This window comes from Sphingobium sp. L-44 (genome assembly GCF_056859495.1).
The window spans coordinates 141,698-165,473 of the sequence record NZ_JBSXOQ010000093.1; the positions used below are offsets into that span (position 1 = coordinate 141,698).

Genomic DNA, 23,776 nt, shown 5'->3' on the forward strand with positions numbered 1-23,776 from the left:
AAATTTACCCAATCTTATCGCGTGGGGGCGTAGGGCAGGGAGATGATGGGGCAGGGTCGGACGCGATTGCAGGAACTGGACGCGTTGCGTGGCATCGCGGCCTTTTCCGTGCTGCTCTTCCATTATTTCAACATCTACCCCAAGCTCTTCCCGCACGGCCATCGCCTGCCGCCTTTGTTCGAACATGGCGGCTATGGCGTGCTGCTCTTCTTTGCCATTTCCGGCTTCGTCATCGCCTTCTCGCTGGAAGGGACGCGCAGCGCCGCCGATTTCGCGGTCAAGCGCTTCGCCCGGCTCTATCCAGTCTATTGGGCGGCGATGGCGCTTTCGATCGGCATCGTCCTGCTGCTTGGCGCCGGTCAGTTGCTGCCGCCCGCCTGGGTGATCCCGGTCAACATGACGATGCTGCAGGGCTATTTCTACCTGCCCGCGGTCGATGGCGTCTACTGGACGCTGGGGGTAGAACTCGCCTTCTATTGCTGCATGCTGGCGATCTGGATGGGGCGCGGCTTTGCCCGGCTCGAATGGCTGCTGCTCGGCTGGCTGGCGATCGAGGCCGCGATTGCCGGCTGGCACGCGATGCCCAGCCGCCTCGTCATGCTGCTGGTGCTCGACTATATCCCCTTCTTCATCATCGGCATGCTCTTCTACCGCATCTGGTCGGGCCATCGCCGCTGGGGGCAACAGGCGCTCTTCTTCGTGGCGGCGCTGGCGACGATCGCCTGGGCCGACCCGCGCGAATATCTGGTCGCGGCGCTGCTGGTGATGGCGATCTTCGCCGCGATGCTGCGCGGCTGGCTGCCCTTCCTGCGCCATCGGCTGCTGCTCTGGCTGGGCGCGATCAGCTACGCGCTCTACCTCATCCACCATAATGCCGGGCTGGCGATCATGAACCTGGTCGACCGCGCCGGCCTGTCGACCTGGATCGGCCTGCTGCTGGCAACCGCAGCCTCGCTGCTGCTGGCAAGCGCGCTCACCTATGGCGTGGAGCGTCCCGCCGCCCGCCGCATCAACCGCTGGTGGCGTGAACGCACCGCGTCGCAGGGCCAGCGCGCCACCCAGGCCGGTTAGGCGGCCTCGGCCTCCCGCGCGTCATGCGCCCGGCGCGCGTCCATGATCGCGCCGACATGGCCCTCGGCCCAGCGGGTGATCTGGTCCAATATGCCGATCAGCCCCTGCGCCATCTCGGTCAGCCGATATTCCACCGTCACCGGCACCGTGGCATAGGCCGCGCGGCTCACCAGCCCGTCGCGCTCCAGGCTCTTCAATGTCTGCGACAGCATCTTCTGCGAGATCGCGCCGATCCTCCGGCGCAGATCGTTGAACCGCACCGGCCCGTCCTTCAACGTCAGCATCACCAGCACCGCCCATTTGTCGCCGATCCGGTCCAGCACATGGCGGGTCGGGCAATCGGGATCATAGGCGTCGCCGATCCGGGGCAGGGGCGTGGGCGCAGTCATGGCAGGCGGTATCCTCGGCGTAACCAGGTGATGGCAAAGTGCCTTCTTGCGACCATGATATCCTAATCGCTATCTGGTTTCCATTGGCAACTACCCATGGAGAATGGAACATGAAGATCGCGATCATCGGCGGCAGCGGCCGGGCAGGGCGGGAAATCAGCGCGGAACTGGCCCGTCGCGGCCATCAGGAGACGGTGATCTCGCGCCATCCCGAAAATGCCGTGCAGGATGCCGGCGTCACCGCCGTCGCCGGCGACGTCAATGATGCGGCGGCGCTCAGTGCGCTGCTCGCCGGCCATGATGTGGTGGTAAGCGCCGTCATGTTCGTCGACACCGATCCGGCATCGCTGGTCGGCGCGGTGCGCGCGTCGGGCGTGACCCGCTATCTGGTGGTCGGCGGCGCCGGCAGCCTGGAGGTCGCGCCGGGCGTCAAGTTGATCGACACGCCGGAATTCCCCGAAGCCTATAAGGCCGAAGCCGGCCGGGGCGGCGATTTCCTCACATATCTGCGCGGCATCGAAGATCTCGATTGGACCTTCCTCTCGCCCTCCGCCCTGTTCTTCGTCGGCGACCGCAAGGGGGCGTTCCGCCTCGGCACCGACCAGTTGCTGGTCGATGGCGAGGGCCATAGCAGCATCTCCTATGCCGACTATGCCATCGCGCTCGTGGACGAGATCGAAGCGCGGAAACATAGCCACCAGCGCTTCACCGTGGGCTATTGAAAAATTCCTCCCCAAGCCTGGCTTGGGGAGGGGGACCGCCGCAGGCGGTGGAGGGGCCGGTGCGTGATCGCGCATCTTGGCCCCTCCGTCCGTGCTTCCCGTTTCTCGACAGGCTCGAAACGAACGGAAGCTATGGAATGGGTGTCAGGCCACCCCCTCCAGCTTGTCCTGCGTCTTCGTGGCAAAGTCGCCGGCGTCATGCCGCTCGTGCAGCTGATCCTCCAGCGGCCCGTTGGTCTTGTTGACGATCCGCCCGCGCTTCACCGCCGGGCGCGCATCGATCTGGTTCGCCCAGCGCAGCACATGGGTGTAGCTGCCCGCGTCCAGAAATTCCGCCGCGCCATAGACCCGGTTCAGCAGCACGCCCGCATACCAGGGCCACACCGCGATATCGGCGATCGAATATTCGTCGCCCGCCAGATAGTCATTCTCCGCCAGATGCCGGTCCAGCACGTCCAGCTGCCGCTTCACTTCCATCGTGTAGCGGTTGATCGGATATTCGTATTTTTCCGGCGCATAGGCGAAGAAATGGCCAAAGCCGCCGCCCAGGATCGGCGCGCTGCCCATCTGCCAGAACAGCCAGCTCAGCGCCGCAGTGCGCTTGGCCGGATCGGTCGGCAGGAACTTGCCGAACTTCTCGGCCAGGTAGAGCAGGATCGCGCCGGATTCGAACACGCGCTGCGGCGGCGACACGCTATGGTCCATCAGCGCGGGGATCTTGCTGTTGGGATTGACGTCGACAAAGCCGCTACCGAACTGGTCGCCATCGCCGATGCGGATCAGCCAGGCATCATATTCGGCCTGCGTGACGCCCGCCTCCAGCAATTCCTCCAGCAGGATCGTCACCTTCTGCCCATTGGGCGTGCCCAGCGAATAGAGCTGGAGCGGATGCGGGCCGACCGGCAATGGCTTGTCATGGGTGGCGCCGGCGATCGGCCGGTTGATATTGGCAAAGGCGCCGCCCTTATCCTTGTCCCAAATCCAGACGGCGGGCGGGGTATAGCTGTCGGTCATGCGGGCATCGCTCCGATAAATCTCTGATGCCCGGCAGGTAGGAACGGCGCCCGTCCGCCGCAACCGAGCGCCGCTCAACCCCTGTTGATTATTTCTGCTAGTCCGCCGCCTGCGTCCGCACCACCAGCACGCTGACCGGCGACTGATGGATGATCGCCGACGCATTGGACCCCAGCAGCTTGGACGTGAGCGAGGGCTGGTGCGAACCGATCACCACCAGGTCGGCCTTCAGCCGCGCCGCCTCGCTCAGCACCTCGTCGCGCACTCGCCCGCGCCGGGTCAGGAAATGGGTGCGATCGGGCGCCAGCCCGGCCTCGCTCGCCCATGCCTTCATCGCCGCCAGCGCATCGCGCTCCTCATTCTCGTCGAAACTGCCGTCCAGCAGTTCGGAATAGCGGGTCGGCAGATAATAGCGGACATAGAGCAGATGGACGACGCCCTCGTCCCCCGCCACATCGGCCGCGCCGGCAATGGCGGCACGGGCGAGGTCGGGGGCGTTGACATCGACGGCGGCGACGATCGTGGCATAGGACATGGCGCTCTCCTCTTATCGCTTATGCGCCATCCAACCACCGACGCGCGCGCGGGATGCTCCAGCCATCAAAGATTCCCGACGCGACATGAATAAGGACATGCCGCAATCGCCGGGCAATGGGGGAGGGGGCAAGCCGGGCCATTCCTACCCGTCGCGGAGATGGCGGAGTGGGGTGGGAAGCTGGCCACCTGTTTCACAGCGTCATCCCCGCGCAGGCGGGGATCCATCTCACCAGCTTCGGACCAGATGCGAGGTCAGGAGATGGATTCCCGCCTGCGCGGGAATGACGAAAAGGGTGGATTGGGGACTGTCTGCTAAACGCTCTGTAGAGCGTGTTAGCCGACTTCCTCTAATTGAACGTATCGCTCAAAATGATCCAGTATGTGCCCCTGCGCATCAGGTCGCCATTGTAAGCGGATATGCCACTCAGATTTTCCATCCGGCGAAACGAAAAGTGATTGGCCATCGTCATAGGGTAGGTAGCTGGCACCAAGAAAGGTCCATGCCTCGCCTTCTCTGTGAACGTGTCCGTCAAAATCGACAAACTCTGAAACAACCATATATCGACGATTAGCGGCCAAGTGCTGGAGTGCTGACTTACAGCCTGCGCCTGTCCAATGTCCCAAGGGATGCGGTCCAATCATGAGGCTGAATTATGCTGTCGCGCCCATGTCCGCAATCGGGATTAGAACTGGATCGTCTAAGCGGCAAAAATTGGTCGTCAGCCGTCAAAGCCGGATATCGTCATTGCGAGCGGAGCGAAGCAATCCACTGGCGCGAGATGGATTGCTTCGCTCCGCTCGCAATGACGGAGATGCTCGCTTCACCGATGCTGTCCTACATGCCCGATTTCTGATCTACCCTGCGCGATGGACCAGCGCCTTTCTCCGCATCGCCGCGTCTGCCTCGCCTGTAGCCTCATTGATGCGCGGCAGGCGCCTATGTGTCGCGTCACCGTCGCTTCGTCGCCGCATGACGGGCGCGTGCCATGGGCCCATGCCCCCACACCCCCGAGGCGCGACAGGCGCGTGGCCGACGCGTTCCTGGCGCGTGGCAGGTGCAAAGACGCCGGAAACCCCGTTTACACTGTGAACTTCGACAGGCGCGTGTCCCTGTGCTGTCACCCGTCCGGCCGCCTGTCGCGTCGCAATCCCCGTGCGGTCCGTCGCGCCCGGCATGACGGGGCGGGGTGATTGCGCTATGGCCTGCGTGCCTGCCCGATCGATCCCCGATCCATCGGGACGGCGAAAATTTTTATCCCGTCCCGCCCTTGACCGGCGAAACGACTTTTCCATATGCATGCCGCTAGCACTCTCCATCAGCGAGTGCTAACAATGAGAGAGTTCATCGGGAGAAGGACAAGGCGGGGCACAATATCGCACGGGGGCATTCCTCTTGCGGGCCGCGCCGGACCCATCCCAGCACAAAGGGAAAGGCAATCATCATGGCATTCCGTCCGTTGCATGACCGCGTTCTCGTTCGCCGCATTGAAGCGGAAGCGAAGACGGCCGGTGGCATCATCATCCCCGACACCGCCAAGGAAAAGCCGCAGGAAGGCGAAATCGTCTCCGTCGGTTCGGGTTCGAAGGCCGAAGACGGCAAGGTCACTCCGCTGGACGTCAAGGTCGGCGATCGCGTGCTGTTCGGCAAGTGGTCGGGCACCGAAGTCAAGGTCGACGGTGAAGACCTGCTCATCATGAAGGAATCGGATATTCTGGGTATTGTCGCCTAAAAAGGCGACGGGCTGGGTATCGTCGCCTGAGCGACAGCAACCCGCAGAATTTCGATTTTCCATTTTTCCCTATTTTTCGAAGGAATTAAATCATGGCAGCGAAGGACGTAAAGTTTTCGCGTGACGCTCGTGAGCGCATCCTGCGCGGCGTTGACATCCTGGCCGACGCGGTCAAGGTGACCCTGGGCCCGAAGGGCCGCAACGTCGTCATCGACAAGAGCTTCGGCGCCCCCCGCATCACCAAGGACGGCGTCAGCGTCGCCAAGGAAATCGAACTGAAGGACAAGTTCGAGAATATGGGCGCCCAGATGGTCCGCGAAGTCGCTTCGAAGACCAACGACATCGCCGGTGACGGCACCACCACCGCGACCGTCCTGGCCCAGGCCATCGTGCGCGAAGGCATGAAGTCGGTTGCCGCCGGCATGAACCCGATGGACCTGAAGCGCGGCATCGATCTCGCCGTCGCCAAGGTTGTCGAGGACATCCAGTCGCGCTCGAAGCCGGTTGCCGGTTCGGCCGAAGTTGCCCAGGTCGGCATCATCTCGGCCAATGGCGACAAGGAAGTCGGCGAGAAGATCGCCGAAGCCATGGAAAAGGTCGGCAAGGAAGGCGTCATCACCGTGGAAGAGGCCAAGGGTCTCGACTTCGAGCTGGACGTTGTCGAAGGCATGCAGTTCGACCGCGGCTACCTGTCGCCCTACTTCATCACCAACCCGGAAAAGATGGCTGTCGAGCTGGCTGATCCGTACATCCTGATCCACGAGAAGAAGCTCTCGAATCTGCAGTCGATCCTGCCGATCCTGGAAGCCGTGGTTCAGTCGGGCCGTCCGCTCCTCATCATCGCCGAGGACATCGAAGGCGAAGCGCTGGCGACCCTGGTCGTCAACAAGCTGCGCGGCGGCCTGAAGGTTGCTGCGGTCAAGGCACCGGGCTTCGGCGATCGCCGCAAGGCCATGCTGGAAGACATCGCCGTCCTGACCAAGGGCGAAGTGATCTCGGAAGACCTGGGCATCAAGCTCGAAAACGTCACCCTGGGCATGCTGGGCACCGCCAAGCGCGTCACCATCGACAAGGACAACACCACCATCGTCGATGGCGCCGGTGATGCCGACTCGATCAAGGGCCGTACCGAGCAGATCCGTGCGCAGATCGAAGTCACCACTTCGGACTATGACCGTGAAAAGCTGCAGGAACGCCTGGCCAAGCTGGCTGGCGGCGTTGCCGTCATCAAGGTTGGCGGTGCGACCGAAGTCGAAGTGAAGGAGCGCAAGGATCGCGTCGACGACGCCCTGCACGCGACCCGCGCTGCCGTCGAAGAAGGCATCGTCCCCGGTGGCGGCACCGCGCTGCTCTACGCGACCAAGGTTCTCGAAGGCGTCGCTGGCGCCAATGACGACCAGACCCGCGGTATCGACATCGTCCGCAAGTCGCTGACCGCGCTGGTTCGCCAGATCGCCGCCAACGCCGGCCATGACGGTGCTGTCGTCTCGGGCAAGCTGCTCGACCAGACCGACACCTCGTTCGGCTTCAACGCGTCGACCGACACCTATGAAAACCTGGTTGCCGCCGGCGTTATCGACCCGACCAAGGTCGTGCGTACCGCGCTCCAGAACGCTGCCTCGGTTGCTGGTCTGCTGATCACCACCGAAGCCGCGGTTTCGGAACTGCCCGAAGACAAGCCCGCCATGCCCGCCATGCCGGGTGGCATGGGCGGCATGGGCGGCATGGACTTCTAATTCGGTCGCGACCGAAACGAAGTTCTCGCTTATGCGACAAGAAAGGGGCCGGTGGAGCGATCCACCGGCCTTTTTCATGCCCGTCGTTTCCGCTGTCCTACAGCCCGTTTCCGGTCCCATATGGCGGTGCCCTGGCCGGGGAGTGGTAGGGGGATATTGTTGATCGGGCAGCGGAATTGATCTGCTTTGGTGGGCATCTGGTTTACCAAATCTCAAGGCTGATCCGCCACTATGCTGGCACGTGTCACGCCTCGTCCGCCATCTGTGCGCAGTCCTGCGCGCGCGCTTTGCGCCCCGTACCCAGCAGAATGCTGAGGTGCAGGACAGCCTCGTCAAAGCGCTTTATGCCTCTCCGGCATCGCTGCTTTCTGGCGCGATTTCAGGAGGTTCGCTCAGTCTCGTGATCGCGTGGCAGGCCCATGTCCTGACCATGCACATCATCGCCGCGCTGGTCCTGATCGTGGGAATCAGTCGCTCCATTTCCGCCGTCTATTTCCAGCGCGCGCTGGCGCATCAGGATGGTCCGGCGCGTCCGATCTGGGGGGTCGCCTATGAAATGGGGGCCTGGATCTATGCCGCGCTGCTCGGGCTTCAATCGCTCGCGACCCTGACGATCAGCCAGGATGCGACCCTGCATGTGCTGGCCGTCGGCATGGTCGCCTCCTATGCGGGCGGCATTTCCGGCCGCAATGCCGGCCGGGTCCATGTCGCGGTCGGCCAGACCTGCTTCACCATGCTGCCGACCTCCATCGGCCTGCTGATCGCTGGTGGCGTCGGCTATGTCGTCCTTGGCGTGCTCTGCTTCCTGATGATCTTCGCCATGGCGGAAATCACCAAGACCACGCACCGCATCGTGCTGGAAGCGATGCAGGGCAAGCAGGAGAAGAGCAACCTCGCGATCAAGTTCGAGCGGCTGGCCCGTTATGACAGCCTGACCGGCGTGGAAAACCGCATGGCGATGCAGATGCGGCTGCGCGACCTGTTCGACAATCGCATTTCCGATGCGGATCAGACCGCCGTCCTGTGGATGGACCTCGACCGGTTCAAGGAAATCAACGACACGCTGGGTCATATCGTCGGCGACCAGCTGCTGTGCCAGGTGGCTGAACGGCTGACCCGTGCGCTCGACCGGCGTGGTCATGTCGCGCGTTTCGGCGGCGACGAGTTCGTGCTGATCTGCCCCGGCGTCAGCCGCATCCAGGCCGAAGTGATCGCCGGCGACATCACCCGCATTCTTGCCGGCGATTTCGAAGTTGGCGGCCATCACCTGACCATCTCCGCCTCGATGGGCATTGCCGTCGCACCGGAAGATGGCGCTGATGGCGACGAACTGCTGCAGCATGCCGATCTGGCGCTCTACAAGGCCAAGCATGCGGGCCGAAACCGCCATGCCCAGTTCGACTGGACCATGAAGGAGCGGCAGAACCGCACCTATGAGCTGGAGACGGGGCTGCGCAGCGCGCTCGCCAATGGCGAGCTGCAACTTCATTATCAGCCGATCTTCGATACCGAGACTGGCCGGATCACCATCTGCGAGGCGCTGATGCGCTGGCAGCATCCCGAACTGGGCTGGATTTCCCCGGCCGAGTTCATCCCGATCGCCGAAAGCTCGGCCCTGATCGAGCCGATGACCAACTGGGCGCTGGCCCAGGCGTGCCGCGACGCGATGGGCTGGGACGAGGATATCCGGGTCGCGGTCAATATCTCGCCCGCACTCATCAAGACCGACGGCCTGCCGCGCGCCGTCATTTCCGCTTTGCTCCAGTCGGGCCTCAAGGCCCGCCGGCTGGAACTGGAAGTCACCGAATCCATCTTCCTGGAAGATGATCGCCGGACCCATCTGATCCTCAGCGAATTGCGCCGCATCGGCCTGCGCCTGGCGCTCGACGATTTCGGCACCGGCTATTCCTCGCTGGGCGCTTTGCGCACCCATGAGTTCGACACGATCAAGGTCGATCAGAGCTTCATGCGCGGCGTCGGCGAAAATCCCCGCGACCGGGCGATTGCCCAGTCCGTCGCCTATCTGGCCCGCGCGCTGGAGGTGGAAACGGTGGCCGAGGGGATCGAGACCGAGGAACAGTTGCGCTACGCCCGCGAAACCGGCTTCACCAACGTCCAGGGCTTCGTCCTCAGCCGACCGGTCCCGATCGGCGAGTTGCAGGCCCTGCTCAACCGCAACAGGGCCGATGTCCATGACATGGCGGCGCTGATCCGCCAGCGCCGCCTGGCCTGATCCTTATTTGGTCAGGCGCGTCTGGGCCGACGCCAGCCGGCGCATCATGCGGATATCCTTGAGGTCGGTCTTGAGCGCCGAAGCGGCCCAATTCTCGACAATATCCTTCAGTTCGTCATGGTGCAGCGGATCGACCCGGCGCCCGGCTTCATAGACGCCGACATGGCCGGCATGGTGCGGGCGATTGCGGGTGACGAAATCACGCACCGCCGCTTCCCCCTCGCCATCCTCGACCAGCGTATGGACGATGCCCATGTCGAGCATCTCTTCCGCGGTGAAGACCTTGCCCGACAGGATCATGCGTTCGGCCGCCAGCCGGCCCAGCTTGCGCGACAGGATCGAATAGGCGCCCATGCCGGGGAACAGGCCGAACAGCATTTCCGGCAGGCCGAAACGGGCGCTGCGCTCGGCGATCACCACGTCGAAACAGAGCAGCGCCTCGAACCCGCCGCCCAGCGCATCGCCCTGCGCCAGCGCGATCGATACCACCGGCATGTCGCCGTTGCGCCAGGTGCGATGGACCACGTCGATGCAGGCATGGCCATATTGGACCAGGCCGGGCAGGTCGCCGCGTTCGATGCAGCCGGCGAACAGTTCCAGGTCGCCGCCCAGGTTGAACACGCCGGGGAAGCGGGAACCCGCGACCATATATTTGACCGGCAATTGGCCGGCATCGAACAGCCGCTTGGTCTCGGCATACCAGTAGCGGACGTCGCGCAGCATGGTCATGCTGAAATTGGGTCGATTGGCCGGCGTCATGAACGCCCAGAGTGTTTCGGATTCGGCCTCCCACTGCACGTCGATCTGGCCCAGGTCGAACAGTTGGGAAGGGGTGGGGGATGACGTTACGGCATCCTCGCCAAAGCTTTCGATCTCGAATGCCGCTTCGACCTCGGTCGCGCGCTCGTCAGCTGCACTAAAGCGTCCTGAATCAATCATGTGCGCCCCATTTTTCTCTTGAATCTGAACCTTCGACGGTCGGCGCTTATGATGCAGTGCGGGACAAATAGTTGACAGATCATTAACCATTTTTATCCGCAACTGTTGCCCGGAAAGCGCGGTAAATGCGCCGAAATGGAGATTGTTGTTGCGATATCGCAACAGAAATTTTCGTTTCCGCTTTTCAGCCCCTCTGCTCAGCCCTTTGTTAACCATTGTTAATTAGAGCGATCGCATGGACATGCATCGCCTTCCGGCTCGCAAGAATGTGACACTCACGCTACAGGATGCTCAGGGCCAACCCTGGACCTTGCGCCTGTCCACCGATTGTCTGCGCTTCATCGGCCGCTATCGCCGGGTCGAGGGGTTCGACATCGACGCGATGACCCTGTTCGACGGCGTCCGCCGGGCCGGCTGAAACGGCGGTCCGACCGCGCTGCTCTTGTGCGCGCGGGCGTTCGCTCCTAGAGCGCGGCGATGACCAAGCCCCGCTTTTCCTTCTCGATCGCCGCCACCGACGGCAAGGCCCGCACCGGCACGATCCAGATGCGCCGCGGCGAGATTCGCACGCCCGCCTTCATGCCGGTCGGCACCGCCGCCACCGTCAAGGCAATGCGCCCGGCCGAAGTGCGCGCCACCGGCGCCGACATCATCCTGGGCAATACCTATCATCTGATGCTGCGCCCCGGCGCCGAACGCATGGCGCGGCTGGGCGGGCTGCACGGCTTCATGGGGTGGGACCGGCCGATCCTGACCGACAGCGGCGGCTATCAGGTGATGAGCCTCAGCGCCCTTACCAAGATGAGCGAGGAGGGGGTCGCCTTCTCCAGCCATCTCGACGGCTCCAAGCATATGCTCAGCCCCGAGCGCTCGATGGAGATCCAGCGGCTGCTCGACAGCGACATCGTCATGGCCTTTGACGAATGCACCAAGAATGGCTGCACCCATGATGAAGCTGCCAAGTCGATGGAGCGATCGATGCGCTGGGCCAAGCGCTCGCGCGATGGCTTCGATGCGGGCGGCGACCATGCCGAGCGTGCGGCGCTGTTCGGCATCCAGCAGGGCTCGCTCAACGAAGGGCTGCGCAAGATTTCGGCGGAAAAGCTGATCGAGATCGGCTTTGACGGCTATGCCGTGGGCGGCCTGGCAGTGGGCGAAGGGCAGGAGGCGATGTTCGCCACGCTCGACTTCGCGCCCGACATGCTGCCGCAGGACAAGCCGCGCTACCTGATGGGCGTGGGCAAGCCCGACGATATCGTCGGTGCCGTGGAGCGCGGCATCGACATGTTCGACTGCGTGCTGCCGACCCGGTCGGGCCGCAATGGTCAAGCCTTCACCTGGGCCGGCCCGCTCAACATCCGCAACGCCAAGTTCAACGAGGATCTGGGCCCGCTCGATCCGCGCTGCGGCTGCCCGGTCTGCGCGACCTGGAGCCGCGCCTATCTCCATCATCTGGTGAAGTCGGGCGAGATGCTGGGCGCGATGCTGATGACCCAGCATAACATCCACTTCTATCAGGAACTGATGCAGGGCCTGCGCGACAATATCGCGGCCGGCACATTGTCGACCTTCACGACCGATTTCCGCCGCGACTATCAGCGGGTCTGACGCTTTTTCAGGGAATGACGCTGATCGCTATGCTGTAGCAGCCCGCTTCGGCATCATGATCGAGCGGGGAGCGGAGCTGGCGCGACAGGCCGGTCAGCACCCGGCCATAACGTTCGTTCAGCAATAAAGTCATTTCCGGCCCGGCGCGCAGCGCGGGCGACGCCATCTGCAACAGGGCGCGGTCGTTCCGATCGGCCTCCAGATGCACCGAAATCCGCATCGTCGCGCGCGGATCGGACAGCATCGCCAGTTCGACCAGTTCGGTCACCAGGAAGGCGACCGGAACGGCGACATCCTGGCTGATGTGCAGATCATCGTCGCTGTCGATCTGGATGCCGAAACGGCGCGCCTCATACGGGGCGGTGCCGCGCAGGCTGGCGGACAATTCGCTGATCAGCGGACGCACGCCGACGCCGCGATTGTCCTCCAACTCGGCAAAATGGTTGCGATGGACGACCGACAGGGCGTCGACCCGGCGCTGGATCGACCCATAGGCCGAAACTGCTTCGGGCTCATGCGCCGACCGGGCGTGCAGGCTGATCAGGCTGGCGATGATCTGCAGGTTGTTCTTGACCCGATGATGCACCTCGCGCGTCAGCTTGCGCTGGGTGTCGAGCGCGGCGGCCATTTCCGCCTCATGGGTCGCGACATCCTCGCTGATCTCGCGAAAGGTGTCGCCCAGGTCGCTGATCTCGTGCGCGGGGGTGCGGATGCGCCGCAACGGCTCCAGCACTTCGCCGGGCTGATAGGCGGCCACCTGGCGCCGCAGCAGCACCAGCGGGCGGATCAGCAGCCGATTGACCACGAACCAGCCGATCGCCGCGGCCGCGAACCACATCACCAGCGGCAGGAACAGCGACAGCAATCGGGCGATCGTCGCCGGCGGCTCGCGCACCGTCATGGTCAGCAATATGTCGGGCGGGTCGAGCCGGGCGGACAGGCTGCTGCTATGGCCGTCGATCCGGCTGCCGGGGCGGCTGACGATCATCTGCCGCTCGCCCTGGCGCAGGCTCAGTTGCCGGTTCTGCAGCGCGGTCGCGGGATCGGCGACGCTTTCGAGATGCGGCCGCGAATAATAGGCCAGCGCCGCGACGCGATTGTCATGGCTGTGGGTGCGCGACAGCAGGAAGTCGCCGGACGACAGCAGTTCGACACGCGGACCGATGAAGCGGCGCGTGGGCGGAATGCCGGCCGGCTCCGGCGTGGTCGATCCGCACAGCTTCTTGCCCGACCGGTCGTAGATATAGAATCGGATGCCGCTGCGGTCCTGCGCGGTAAGGAAAAAGGAGAGGCGGTTGCAGATTTCGCCGTCTGCCTTGCCATCGGCCAGCGCATTGACGGTCAGGCCCAGCGCGGTGCGATCGGCGTTGAGATCGGCGGTCAGCTTGCGCGCGCTCTGGGTCACGGCGACACGCAGCAGCGCTTCCTTCTCCAGGTCGGCGGTGCGAATCGCCTGCAGCGACGCCACCAGTGCGATCAGCCCCAGCGGCAGCAGCGCGAGCGTCAGGATGAGGAACATCTTGACGCCGGTGGACCGGAGATAGACGCCGAACATAGTCATGGGGGATCGAGAGGGTCCTTGTATGGGCGGCAGGGAAATGCCGCCCCGACCAGCATTGATCAGTCCAGTTTGCTGAGCAGGTCCAGCATTTCGGCGGGAATATCTTCGTCGACCGTGCGCTGATAGACGGACTTGAGCACCTGGGACACCTGGGCCTCGTCCTTTTTCGCGGCCGCGCGGCGCTTGCGTGGTTCGGGCGCAGTCTTCATGTCGCGGTCGCGGATGGTCGTGCCGACGTCAATATCCCCTCCCATCCTGTCCCGTTCCGTTGTTGAAGAAACCAAAATCAGCCCCTTTGAAGCTAAATCCGTGACGCCAGCCTGTCCGCTATTTCGCCGCAACGCATAGCGGCGTCAATTCACCAAGCTGGGCAAATTTCACCAAAAAGCCGTTACCGTCGAAAAAACCGAACGAGAGTGAAACAAATCTTGGTGTCGACGGTTCCGGCATTCGAAGCATTTTTTGCACCGTCGGTCATTCGGCGGCAGGGGGAGAGGGGCTTGCCAGCGCGGCATCATCATCCCATCCTCCGGCGGAGCCGATGTTTCGGACAACAGGCCCGACAGGGCAGGGAGAAGACTTACCGATGTCGCTTGGACAGCAACTGCACCCCCATCTTCCTTTCTTGCGGCGCTATGCGCGTGCGCTGACGGGCAGTCAGACTCATGGCGATGCCTATGTCCGCGCCACGCTCGAAGCTATCGTCGCCGCGCCGGAGGAGTTTCCCAGCGGTGTCGATCCTCGCCTCGGCCTCTACAAGACCTTCCATGCGATCTGGTCGTCCTCGCACCTTGATGACGAGCCCGGCTTCTCTGGCTCGATCGGGCAGGAGGCGATCGCCCATGCCCGACTGGCCCGGCTGACCCCGCTGCCGCGCCAGGCGCTGCTGCTGACCGCGCTCGAAGGCTTCACGACGGAAGATGCCGGCTATCTGATCGGCCTCGACACCGCCGATGTCGAAGCCCTGGTCGAGGAAGCGCTGGAGGAGATCGAGGCGCAGACCCGTGCCAAGGTTCTCATCATCGAGGATGAGCCGATCATCGCGATGGATATCGAGACGATCGTGCGCGACCTTGGTCATGACGTGACCGCCATTGCCGTCACCCGCGAGGATGCGGTGCGTGAGGCGCTGGCGGAACGGCCCGGCCTGGTGCTGGCCGATATCCAGTTGGCCGATGATTCGAGCGGCATCGACGCGGTGAAGGACATTCTCGCCGAATTCTCGGTGCCGGTGATCTTCATCACTGCTTTCCCCGAACGGCTGCTGACCGGCGAACGGCCCGAGCCGACCTTCCTCATCACCAAGCCGTTCCAGCGCTCGACGGTCAAGGCCGCGATCTCGCAGGCGCTTTTCTTCGACGAAGCGACCGCCCCGGCCTGACCTGTCTTTCCGCCGGCCGATCCTTGTGACGGTCGGCGGAACCCTCCCGGCTTTAACGCGTTAAATATGCGTAACGATTCGGAGAGGGCCGATGGCCGACGAGGAGCAGCATATCTCCACGCAGGACGCACGGGGCGGCGCCACGCCGCACGTCGTTCGCTATGTGCTGGGCATTTCGCTCGCACTGGCCGTGATCGTGATGCTGCTGGTTCTCTGGCGGTAAGGCAGTGGAAAAAATGGGCGTTTCTAGGGGTATCTTGGGAATTGGCCTTTGGCGGTAATCGAACTAGGGTGCGGATGCATATATGGCTTTGACGACTTCGGTTCATGCAGCGAGGGCGACAGTCGAAACGGGGGTTGCTGCCGTGGATGAAGGGCTGAACCAGGCGCCGCGCGAGGCACTGTCGGACGGCGAGTTCAAGCGGGAACTGGCCGCGGTCATTCCGCATCTGCGCGCCTTCGGGCGATCCCTGTCGGGCAATCGCGACACCGCCGACGATCTTGTCCAGGAAACCCTGCTCAAGGCCTGGGCCGCCCGTGCCCGCTTCCAGGCCGGCACCAACATGCGCGCCTGGACCTTCATCATCCTGCGCAATCATTATCTCTCGCAGATGCGCCGCTCGCGTTTCCGCGGCGATTGGGACGACCTGACCGCCGACCGGCTGCTTGCCGCGCCTGCGGGGCAGGACAAGCATGTCGAACTCAGCGACATGCAGCGCGCCCTGCTGCAATTGCCCCAGCCCCAACGCGAGGCATTGATCCTCGTCGGCGCGGGTGGCTTCGCCTATGAGGAAGCGGCGGAAATCTGCGGTGTCGCGGTCGGCACGATCAAGAGCCGCGTGGCCCGCGGTCGCGCCGCGCTCGAACAGATATTGGAGGAGGGCGCGCTGCCCTCGCGCCGGACGCAGGAAACGACCGATACGGCGGTGCTGGACGAGATCATGGACGATGTCGATCGCCTGAGCCGTGGTCGCATCTCCGACAATCTGGTCGACCATGGTGCCGACGACGACGGCGATGACGACATCGGGGACAAGACCGCCGAGGATTGAGGGCGGGATGCACTTGCCCCGGCGTGATCGGGAACGATCCGCCCGGCTTGTCGGTTGAAATGCCATGGGAAGGATGGAAGCCATGGGCAGCGACCCGCAACATCGACAGGATCGGACCGGGCGACGCTCGGATCGTCCGCAGGGCAGCGGCGGCATCGTCTTCGCGCTGGTGGCGCTGGCCCTGATCCTGGCGATCGGTTTCTTCTACCTCACCAACGAAAGCCGGGAGGATCGTCGCGCCGACGCCATTACCCAGGCGGCGGATTCGGTCGATAATGGTGCCCGGATCGTGGGTGAAGCCGCGCGCAATGCCGCGGACAAGCTGCGCAACAACAACTGAACCTCCTTGCGATCGGGCGGGGCAAGGCGATCCGGTGTCGCCTTGATTTACAGTCACTGGCGCCATCTTCAGATTTTCTTTGCCATTTTCAGGCAGGGTCTGAGCCCTGTCGGATTTCCTTACAGCTTGTTGTAAGGCTGGGCCGACTCCAGTTGGCGGCCCTTCCCGACCGGAGGGGCGGTGCTGCGGGAAGAAGCGCGATACGATGATCAGGCTGTTCAAACATTATGTCCCTCATGCGGTGCTGCTGCTCGGCCTGCTCGATTTCCTGCTGCTGATCGGCGCGGCGGAAGCGGGCTGGATCCTGCGCGCGCACCAGATCGGCATGGATGTCGAGCCGATCGCGACCCGCATCGGCCCGCTGCTGAGCTTCGCCTTCGCCATCCAGACCGGCATGATCGCGGTCGGCGTCTACAGCCCCGAAGCGCTGCAATCGATCCGCTTCGCCTTCGCCCGCCTGCTCGTCGCCATCTCGCTCGGCGTCATCTTCCTCTCGGTCATGTATTTCCTGCTGCCCGGCATCACCCTGTGGCGCTCCAATTCGCTCTACGCGATGGGGCTGGCGATGGGGCTGCTGCTGCTGGCCCGCATGCTGCTGGGGTCGCTGCTCGGCGGGGAGGCGTTCAAGCGCCGCCTTGTCGTGCTGGGCGCCGGCCGGCGTGCCAACCGCATCCGCGACCTGGAACAGAAGCGCGGCGCCGGTTTCCTGGTGGTCGGCTATATAGCCATGAATGACGGCGACCAGGTGGTGGAGGAAGCGATCAACCGCACCGCCATCTATAACATGTCCGATTATGTGGTGCGTCTGAACGCCAGCGAGGTCGTGCTGGCGCTGGAGGAACGGCGCAACGCCATCCCCATGTCCGACCTGCTGCGGATCAAGACCACCGGCGTCCATGTGAACGACCTGTCGACCTTCCTGGAGCGCGAGACCGGGCGCGTCGATCTCGACAGCGTCAATCCCAGCTGGCTGATCTTTTCCGACGGTTTTTCCGCCGGTCGTCGCCTGTCCAGCATCGCCAAGCGCATCTTCGACATCATCGCCAGCTCGATCCTGCTGCTGCTGACCGGTCCGATCATCCTGATCGCCGCCTTGCTGGTGAAGCTCGACAGCCGTGGTCCGGCTTTCTATCGGCAGCAGCGCGTCGGCCTCTATGGCCAGGAATTCTGGATCGTGAAGCTGCGCACCATGCGCCAGGATGCGGAGGTCAAGGGCCAGGCGGTCTGGGCGGAGAAGGACGATCCGCGCATCACGCGGCTGGGCTATTGGCTGCGCAAGCTGCGCATCGACGAACTGCCGCAGAGTTGGACCGTGCTGAAGGGCGAGATGAGCTTCGTCGGCCCGCGCCCCGAACGGCGCCAGTTCGTCGAGGATCTGGAACAGCATCTGCGCTATTATGCCGAACGGCACATGGTAAAGCCGGGCATCACCGGCTGGGCGCAGATCAACTATCCCTATGGCGCGTCGATCGAGGATGCCCGCCACAAGCTCGAATATGATCTTTATTATGCCAAGAATTACACGCCCTTCCTGGACCTGCTGATCCTGATCCAGACGGTGCGGGTGATCCTCTGGCCCGACGGCGCACGCTGAGCGGCAGGCCATGAGCGCGCTGCTGCAATTCATCGGCGACTGGGGCCATGCACTGGCCGCGGTCCTGTTCGCCGCGCTTGGCATCTTCATCCTGCGGCGCCGGGACGATGCGGCCGAGCCGCGCATGCTCGCCAGCGCGCTGCTGCTGACCTCCTGCTGGGCGCTTTATGTCTCGTTTGGCGGCGTCGACAAGCCGCTGTCGGGCATCGGGGAAAGCGTCCGCAACGCCGCCTGGCTGATGCTGCTGTTCGTCATGCTGCGGCGCGGCCCGGCCTCGCGCAGCGGCGCACTGGTCGCCGTCGGCCTCGTCTATCTCGCCGTTGCTGGCCTCATCTTCCTTCAGACCTCGACCGATCTCACTTGGCGGCAATTGCCGGTCCGCAGCGACCTGCACCAGATGTTGGTAGCGGTGTCGCTAGTGCTGCGGATGATGACCGCGATTGGCTGCCTGCTGCTGGTCCATCATCTTTACACCGCCTGGCCTTCGCGCGATCGCGGGCGGGTGTCGCTGCTGCTCGGCGCGCTGGCGGCGATGTGGACCTATGACCTCAATCTCTATGTCATCGGCTATTTCGCGATGGACCGGGTCAACGAACTCTATGCGCTGCGCGGGCCGCTTATGGCGCTGCTGGCGCCGGTCATCGCCATCGGCATGCGCAAGGAAATGGCCGGCCGCCTGCAATTGTCGCGCACCATCGCCTTCCAGTCGCTCTCGCTGGTCGCGGTCGGCCTCTATGTCGTGGTGCTGACCGCGGCGGCGGTGCTGATCGAGATGATCGCCGGCCCCTATGCGCGGGTGGTGGAGATCGGCGCGGTCTTCTTCGTGGCGGTGACCGCGCTCGTCCTGCTGCCCTCGCCACAGATGCGCGCGCTGTGGAAGGTGCAGGTCGCCAAGCATTTCTTCCAGCATCGCTACGACTATCGCACCGAATGGATGCGCTTTGGCGAAACCATCGGCCGTCCGGGCGAAAATGCCCCGCCGCTGGGCGAGCGGGTGGCCAAGGCGGTCGCCGACATCACCGATTCCCCTGCCGCGCTGTTGCTGCTGCGCACCGATGACGGTCGGCTGGCGTTCGAGGCGCAATGGAACTGGCCGCAGGAGCCGATCGCCGGCCTGTCCCTGCCGCTCGATCAGCTGGAAAGCTGGGAAGGAAGCGGCTGGATCGTCGATGTCGGTCGCATCCGCGATGGCGACGCCACCTTCGACCTGCCGCTTTGGCTGATCGAGGATGCCCATGTCTGGGCGTTGGTGCCGCTGCTCCATTATGGCCGGCTGATCGGCGCGATCCTGCTTGCGCCGCCGCCGATCGACCGCCGCCTCGACTGGGAGGATTTCGACATGCTGCGCGCTGCCGGGCGCCAGGCGGCGACCCATATCAGCGAGGCGCAGGGGCAGCAGGCGCTCGACGACGCCCAGCGCTTCGACGAGTTCAACCGCCGCTTCGCCTTCATCGCGCATGACATCAAGAATCTGGTCAGCCAATTGTCGCTGCTCTCGCGCAATGCCGAGCGGCACGCCGACAATCCCGATTTCCGCGCCGACATGCTGCTGACGCTCAAGGAGTCGGTGGGCAAGATGAACGACATGCTCGCCCGCCTGTCGCAGCATAACAAGGGCCGGCCCGAAGAGCCGCGCCCGGTGGCGCTGGGGCCGCTGGTCGATCAGGTCGTGCGCAGCCGCGCCCGCCTGCGCGCCATCACCGTCAGCGGTGACGTGCCGGTCGCGCTCGCCGATCCGGCGCGGGTCGAGCAGATACTGGTTCATCTGCTGCAAAATGCGATCGACGCCAGTGATGCCGACCGACCGGTCGAACTGCATCTGGGCAGTGCGCATGGCCAGGCGACGCTGGCCGTGGTCGATCAGGGCTGCGGCATGACCGCCGAATTTATCCGCCGCGATCTGTTCAAGCCCTTTTCGTCCAGTAAGGCCGGCGGCTTTGGCCTCGGCGCCTTCGAGGCGCGCAGCCTGGCCGAGGCGATGGGCGGGCGGATCGACGTGGAAAGCAAACCCGGCGTGGGGAGCCGTTTCACCCTGCGCCTGCCGCTGGCGCCCGCGCCGGCGCGCGATGATGTTCAAGGAAAGGCCGCCTGATGAGCGACACCCGCCCCAAATTGCTGATCGTCGAGGATGATCCCGGCCTGCAGCGGCAATTGCGCTGGGCCTATGAGGATTATCAGCTGTTCATCGCCGGCGACCGGCTGGAAGCGATCGAGATGCTGCGGATGGAGGCGCCCGATGTGGTGACGCTCGACCTGGGCCTGCCGCCGGACCCGGACGGCACCAGCGAGGGCTTTGCCACGCTGGAGGAGATATTGCGCATCAAGCCCGATACCAAGGTGATCGTGGCGTCGGGCCATGGCGCACGGGAAAGCGCGCTCAATGCCATTTCCGGCGGTGCCTATGATTTCTACCAGAAGCCGGTCGATATCGACGAACTGGGCCTGATCGTGCGCCGCGCCTTCCACGTCCACGCGCTGGAGCAGGAAAATGCCCGCCTCGCCGAAGCCGCGCCGGAGGGGTGCAGGGTGCTCGGCCGGATGATTACCGGCGCGCCGGAGATGATGCGGGTCGCCCGCACGATCGAGCGGGTCGCCAGCGCCGATGTCTCGGTCATGCTGCTGGGCGCCAGCGGCACCGGCAAGGAATTGCTGGCGCAGGGTCTGCATGATGCCAGCCCGCGTCGCGGCGGTGCCTTCGTCGCGATCAATTGCGCGGCCATCCCCGAAACCCTGCTGGAATCAGAACTGTTCGGGCATGAAAAGGGCGCCTTCACCGGCGCGGTCAAGACCACCCCCGGCAAGATCGAGCAGGCGCAGGGCGGCACCCTGTTCCTGGACGAGGTTGGCGACATTCCGCTGCCCTTGCAGGTGAAACTGCTGCGCTTCCTGCAGGAAAGGGTGATTGAACGGATCGGCGGGCGCCAGCCGATCGCGGTGGACACGCGCATCGTGTGCGCCACCCATCAGGATCTCGACGCGATGATCGCCGCCGCCAGCTTCCGTGAGGATCTCTATTATCGCCTGGCCGAGATCGTCATCCGCATCCCCGCGCTGCGCGACCGGCCGGGCGATCCGGCGCTGCTCGCGCGCCATTTCCTCACCCGCTTCGCGCAGGACATGAACCCGCAGGTCAAGGGCTTCGCCCCCGATGCGCTCGCCGCACTCGATGCCTGGGGCTGGCCGGGCAATGTGCGCGAACTGGAAAATCGCGTGAAGCGCGCGGTCATCATGGCGGATGGCAAGCATGTGACGGCGGCCGATCTCGACCTTGACGGTGATCGGGCCGAAGGCAGCGAGGTCGTCAATCTCAAGGCCGCCCGCGAAATGGCCGATCGACGCGCCATTCGCCGGGCGATCGCCCGTACCGACGGCAATATTTCCAGCGCCGCCAAGATATTGGGGATCAGCCGGCCGACCCTCTATGACCTGCTCAAACAATATAAGATGCAGGGCTGATCGATGCGGCGCTCACGCCTGATCCTGCTGGCGGGCCTCGCCCTGCTGCTGCTGGCGCTGGCCGGCCTGTGGCAGTGGCGCGTGCATGAGGCGGACGGCAGTGCGGCGCTCGCGCGCGGACTTGCCGCGCTGGATGCCGGCGATGCGCGCACGGCCCGGATCGAGCTGATGAACGCCATTCGCGGCAATCCGGCATCGCTTCCGGCGCGGCTGGGCCATGCCCGCGCGCTGGTGCAATTGGGCGATGGCGCCGGGGCGCAGGCCGATCTGCTGCGCGCGCGCAAGCTGGGCGCCAGCGTCGCGGACATAAATGGGCTGCTGGCGCAGGCGCTGCTGTTGCAGGGCGATGCCGATGGCGCCCTGCGCGCGGTGCAGGCTAGCGAAGGCAAGTCGGCCGAGGCCGCCCGTGTCGCCGCCCGCGCATGGCAGGCCAAGGGCGACAATGACGCCGCGCAGCGCGCCTTTGACGATGCGCTGCGTCTCGCCCCGCGCGAAGCACGGACCTGGATCGATCTCGGCCGGTTCCGCCTGACATTGGGCGACCAGGCCGGGGCGATCGCGGCCGCGGACAAGGCATTGGCGCTGGCACCGGGCGATCCGGATGCGTTGACCCTGCGCGGCATGCTGATCCGCGATCAATATGGGCTGGTGGCGGCGCTGCCCTGGTTCGAACGGGCGCTCGACGATCATCCCAATGCGCTTGCCCCGCTCACCGAATATGCCGCGACGCTGGCCGATGCCGGCCGCGCGAGCCGCGCGCTCAGCGTCAGCCGGCGCATCCTGGCGCTTGATCCCGGCAATCCGCGTGCCTGGTTCCTGCAGGCGGTGATCGCTGCCCGCGCCAGCCAGATCGATCTTGCCCGCACCCTGCTGGCGCGCACCGATGGCCGGCTGGATGGCGAACCGGCGACCCGGTTGCTGCGCGGCGTGCTGCACCTGTCGGATGGCAATGCCGTGCTGGCAACCGATGCGCTGGCGCCGTTGGTGGCGATGCAGCCCGACAATCGCGTGGCGCGCACGCTGCTGGCCCGCGCATCCTATCTGACCGGAGACTATGCCGGCACGGCGGCGACGCTCGCGCCCCTTGTCGATCGCCATGATGCCGATCCCTATGTGCTGACGCTGGCTGCCCGCGCGCAGGAGCAACTGGGAGATCGCGCGCAGGCCGATGCGTTGCTGGCCCGCGCCTCCTGGCCGGTGCGTCCCTCGTCGGACCTGCTGGGCGGTACGAACGCCGTCATGACGCCGCCGGCCGATGTCGCCACCGCGGCCGACAATATCCCCTATATCCGCGCGTTGCTGATGCAGGGGCGCACGGGCGAGGCGGTTGACCGCGCCGGGCTGCTGGCGCGCGCCAATCCCGGCGCGCCGGCCGCCCATGTCGTGCTGGGCGATGCGCTGGTCGCTGCCGGTCGGCCCGCCGATGCCGCCCGCAGTTTCGAGGCGGCGGCCAATATCCGGTTCGATCGCAATGCTGCGCTGCGGCTGGTCGCGGCCTGGAGCGCGGCGGGCGATCCTGCCCGCGCGCTGCAACTTATCCGCCTGTTCCTGGCGCAGAACCCGATGGATGTGGAGATGCAGCGGCTGGCGGCCGGGGCGGCGATGCAGGCGCATGACTGGCGCGGCGCGCTGCGTCTGTTGCAGGCGGTGGAAGCGCAGACGGGCGGCCATGATGCGCTGCTGATGGCCGACCTGGCCCGCGCGAGCCTGGAAACGGGATCGCCCGGCAAGGCGCGCCTCTATGCCGCCCAGGCCTATCGCCTGATGCCGGCCAATCCGGTCACCGCCGATATCTATGGTCTGGTGCTGCTGCGCACCGATGCCAAGGGTCCGGCGGCGATCGACCTGCTCGAAAAGGCGGTCGCCCTCGCGCCGCATAACCCGCCTTTCCAGTTCCATCTGGGGCAGGCCTATGCCGCCGCCGGGCGCAAGGCGGAGGCGAAGCGCGCTTTGTCGCGCGCGGCCGCCGCCCATTTCCCCGATCGCCAGCAGGCGGTGAAGGCGCTCGCTTCCTTGTAAAAAAAAAAAAGCGCCCCGTGGGGCGCTCTTCTTCAGACCTTCTGGCTGTCCAGTTCTTCGAGCCGGATGCCCAGCCGCCGGATTTGCGCTGCGACCGGCGGCCAGACGCTTTCCAGGAAGCGGCTGCGTTCCGCCTCGCGCAGCTTGCGGGTCGCGCCATCGGCGACGAACATGCCCACGCCGCGCTTCACGACGACCAGACCGTCATCCTGAAAGCTCTGATAGGCCTTGGCGACGGTCAGCGGATTGGCGCCCTGCTGCGCGGCAAAGGCGCGGACCGAAGGGAGGAGGTCGCCATCGCGATAGTCCCCATCCAGGATGGAGGCGGCAATGATCTCGCGGAGGCGGAGATAGACGGGTTTGGATTCGTCGCTCATAAGTGCATCAGTGCCAT

The 23,776-nt window shown here is 64.7% G+C and carries 23 protein-coding genes; 15 read left to right on the forward strand and 8 right to left on the reverse strand.

Features of this window, described 5'->3' with window-relative positions; translation table 11 throughout:
- The first annotated feature begins 42 nt into the window (after window positions 1-42).
- Window positions 43-1,071: an acyltransferase family protein gene (locus tag AC13EK_RS13575; RefSeq protein ID WP_069336738.1), complete on the forward strand. Its 1,029-nt coding sequence runs from the start codon at window positions 43-45 to the stop codon at window positions 1,069-1,071.
- On the opposite strand, the gene AC13EK_RS13580 is transcribed toward AC13EK_RS13575, so the two are convergent.
- A complete protein-coding gene (locus AC13EK_RS13580) occupies window positions 1,068-1,460 on the reverse strand; it encodes a winged helix-turn-helix transcriptional regulator (RefSeq protein WP_037517791.1) in 393 nt (130 codons plus the stop codon). The two genes, AC13EK_RS13575 and AC13EK_RS13580, sit on opposite strands and share 4 nt — an antisense overlap.
- 110 nt (window positions 1,461-1,570) lie before the next feature.
- On the opposite strand from AC13EK_RS13580, the gene AC13EK_RS13585 reads away from it, so the two are divergent.
- Window positions 1,571-2,182, forward strand: coding sequence for an NAD(P)-dependent oxidoreductase (locus AC13EK_RS13585; RefSeq protein WP_483022236.1), 612 nt, complete (start codon window positions 1,571-1,573; stop codon window positions 2,180-2,182).
- A 144-nt stretch (window positions 2,183-2,326) separates the two neighbouring features.
- On the opposite strand, the gene yghU is transcribed toward AC13EK_RS13585, so the two are convergent.
- The 3 genes from yghU to AC13EK_RS13600 all read right to left on the reverse strand — a co-directional run bounded on the left by yghU (window position 2,327) and on the right by AC13EK_RS13600 (window position 4,375).
- Window positions 2,327-3,196, reverse strand: coding sequence for a glutathione-dependent disulfide-bond oxidoreductase (gene yghU / locus AC13EK_RS13590; protein ID WP_069336736.1), 870 nt, complete (start codon window positions 3,194-3,196; stop codon window positions 2,327-2,329).
- A 97-nt stretch (window positions 3,197-3,293) separates the two neighbouring features.
- Window positions 3,294-3,731 carry a universal stress protein gene (locus AC13EK_RS13595; RefSeq protein ID WP_069336735.1) on the reverse strand — a complete coding sequence of 146 codons (438 nt, stop codon included), beginning with the start codon at window positions 3,729-3,731 and terminating at the stop codon, window positions 3,294-3,296.
- Window positions 3,732-4,066: 335 nt separating this feature from the next.
- Entirely contained in the window at window positions 4,067-4,375 is a 309-nt protein-coding gene (locus tag AC13EK_RS13600; RefSeq protein WP_080572845.1) for a DUF3601 domain-containing protein, read from the reverse strand.
- Window positions 4,376-5,175: 800 nt separating this feature from the next.
- On the opposite strand from AC13EK_RS13600, the gene groES reads away from it, so the two are divergent.
- The 3 genes from groES to AC13EK_RS13615 all read left to right on the forward strand — a co-directional run bounded on the left by groES (window position 5,176) and on the right by AC13EK_RS13615 (window position 9,432).
- On the forward strand, window positions 5,176-5,463 hold the full coding sequence (gene groES, locus AC13EK_RS13605; RefSeq protein ID WP_069336734.1) for a co-chaperone GroES: 288 nt from the start codon (window positions 5,176-5,178) through the stop codon (window positions 5,461-5,463).
- 92 nt (window positions 5,464-5,555) lie between these two features.
- On the forward strand, window positions 5,556-7,199 hold the full coding sequence (gene groL / locus AC13EK_RS13610; RefSeq protein WP_004211302.1) for a chaperonin GroEL: 1,644 nt from the start codon (window positions 5,556-5,558) through the stop codon (window positions 7,197-7,199).
- A gap of 241 nt (window positions 7,200-7,440) precedes the next feature.
- Window positions 7,441-9,432, forward strand: coding sequence for a putative bifunctional diguanylate cyclase/phosphodiesterase (locus AC13EK_RS13615; RefSeq protein ID WP_069336733.1), 1,992 nt, complete (start codon window positions 7,441-7,443; stop codon window positions 9,430-9,432).
- A 3-nt stretch (window positions 9,433-9,435) separates the two neighbouring features.
- Here AC13EK_RS13615 and AC13EK_RS13620 read toward each other — a convergent pair whose 3' ends face one another.
- Complete coding sequence (locus AC13EK_RS13620; protein ID WP_069336732.1) at window positions 9,436-10,371, reverse strand: crotonase/enoyl-CoA hydratase family protein; 936 nt, start codon at window positions 10,369-10,371, stop codon at window positions 9,436-9,438.
- 235 nt (window positions 10,372-10,606) lie between these two features.
- Between AC13EK_RS13620 and AC13EK_RS13625 the strand changes: the two genes are divergently transcribed.
- A complete protein-coding gene (locus AC13EK_RS13625; RefSeq protein ID WP_004211308.1) occupies window positions 10,607-10,789 on the forward strand; it encodes a hypothetical protein in 183 nt (60 codons plus the stop codon).
- 59 nt (window positions 10,790-10,848) lie between these two features.
- Window positions 10,849-11,979 (forward strand): tRNA guanosine(34) transglycosylase Tgt, encoded by a 1,131-nt coding sequence (tgt, locus tag AC13EK_RS13630; RefSeq protein ID WP_017502261.1) that lies wholly within the window; start codon window positions 10,849-10,851, stop codon window positions 11,977-11,979.
- A 7-nt stretch (window positions 11,980-11,986) separates the two neighbouring features.
- Here the strand turns inward: tgt and AC13EK_RS13635 are convergent, their stop codons facing one another.
- Both AC13EK_RS13635 and AC13EK_RS13640 read right to left on the reverse strand, forming a co-directional pair.
- A complete protein-coding gene (locus AC13EK_RS13635; protein WP_069336731.1) occupies window positions 11,987-13,540 on the reverse strand; it encodes a sensor histidine kinase in 1,554 nt (517 codons plus the stop codon).
- 59 nt (window positions 13,541-13,599) lie between these two features.
- Entirely contained in the window at window positions 13,600-13,749 is a 150-nt protein-coding gene (locus tag AC13EK_RS13640) for a NepR family anti-sigma factor (protein ID WP_234906575.1), read from the reverse strand.
- 377 nt (window positions 13,750-14,126) lie between these two features.
- Between AC13EK_RS13640 and AC13EK_RS13645 the strand changes: the two genes are divergently transcribed.
- From AC13EK_RS13645 to AC13EK_RS13680, 8 genes are all read left to right on the forward strand, one after another.
- Window positions 14,127-14,921: a response regulator gene (locus AC13EK_RS13645; protein ID WP_004211315.1), complete on the forward strand. Its 795-nt coding sequence runs from the start codon at window positions 14,127-14,129 to the stop codon at window positions 14,919-14,921.
- Between the two features lie 91 nt (window positions 14,922-15,012).
- Window positions 15,013-15,144 carry a hypothetical protein gene (locus AC13EK_RS13650; RefSeq protein WP_004211316.1) on the forward strand — a complete coding sequence of 44 codons (132 nt, stop codon included), beginning with the start codon at window positions 15,013-15,015 and terminating at the stop codon, window positions 15,142-15,144.
- Between the two features lie 82 nt (window positions 15,145-15,226).
- Window positions 15,227-15,973, forward strand: a complete 747-nt coding sequence (locus AC13EK_RS13655; protein ID WP_376745005.1) for a sigma-70 family RNA polymerase sigma factor — start codon at window positions 15,227-15,229, stop codon at window positions 15,971-15,973.
- Between the two features lie 82 nt (window positions 15,974-16,055).
- Window positions 16,056-16,313 carry a hypothetical protein gene (locus AC13EK_RS13660; protein ID WP_004211319.1) on the forward strand — a complete coding sequence of 86 codons (258 nt, stop codon included), beginning with the start codon at window positions 16,056-16,058 and terminating at the stop codon, window positions 16,311-16,313.
- Window positions 16,314-16,518: 205 nt separating this feature from the next.
- On the forward strand, window positions 16,519-17,907 hold the full coding sequence (locus tag AC13EK_RS13665; RefSeq protein WP_069336729.1) for a TIGR03013 family XrtA/PEP-CTERM system glycosyltransferase: 1,389 nt from the start codon (window positions 16,519-16,521) through the stop codon (window positions 17,905-17,907).
- 10 nt (window positions 17,908-17,917) lie between these two features.
- Entirely contained in the window at window positions 17,918-19,999 is a 2,082-nt protein-coding gene (prsK, locus tag AC13EK_RS13670; protein WP_069336728.1) for an XrtA/PEP-CTERM system histidine kinase PrsK, read from the forward strand.
- Window positions 19,999-21,363, forward strand: a complete 1,365-nt coding sequence (prsR, locus tag AC13EK_RS13675; RefSeq protein WP_277788118.1) for a PEP-CTERM-box response regulator transcription factor — start codon at window positions 19,999-20,001, stop codon at window positions 21,361-21,363. Before prsK ends, prsR begins: the two co-directional genes overlap by 1 nt.
- 3 nt (window positions 21,364-21,366) lie before the next feature.
- Window positions 21,367-23,382 carry a tetratricopeptide repeat protein gene (locus AC13EK_RS13680; protein ID WP_277788117.1) on the forward strand — a complete coding sequence of 672 codons (2,016 nt, stop codon included), beginning with the start codon at window positions 21,367-21,369 and terminating at the stop codon, window positions 23,380-23,382.
- 32 nt (window positions 23,383-23,414) lie between these two features.
- Here AC13EK_RS13680 and AC13EK_RS13685 read toward each other — a convergent pair whose 3' ends face one another.
- Window positions 23,415-23,759: a GntR family transcriptional regulator gene (locus AC13EK_RS13685; RefSeq protein WP_069336724.1), complete on the reverse strand. Its 345-nt coding sequence runs from the start codon at window positions 23,757-23,759 to the stop codon at window positions 23,415-23,417.
- Between the last annotated feature and the right edge of the window lie 17 nt (window positions 23,760-23,776).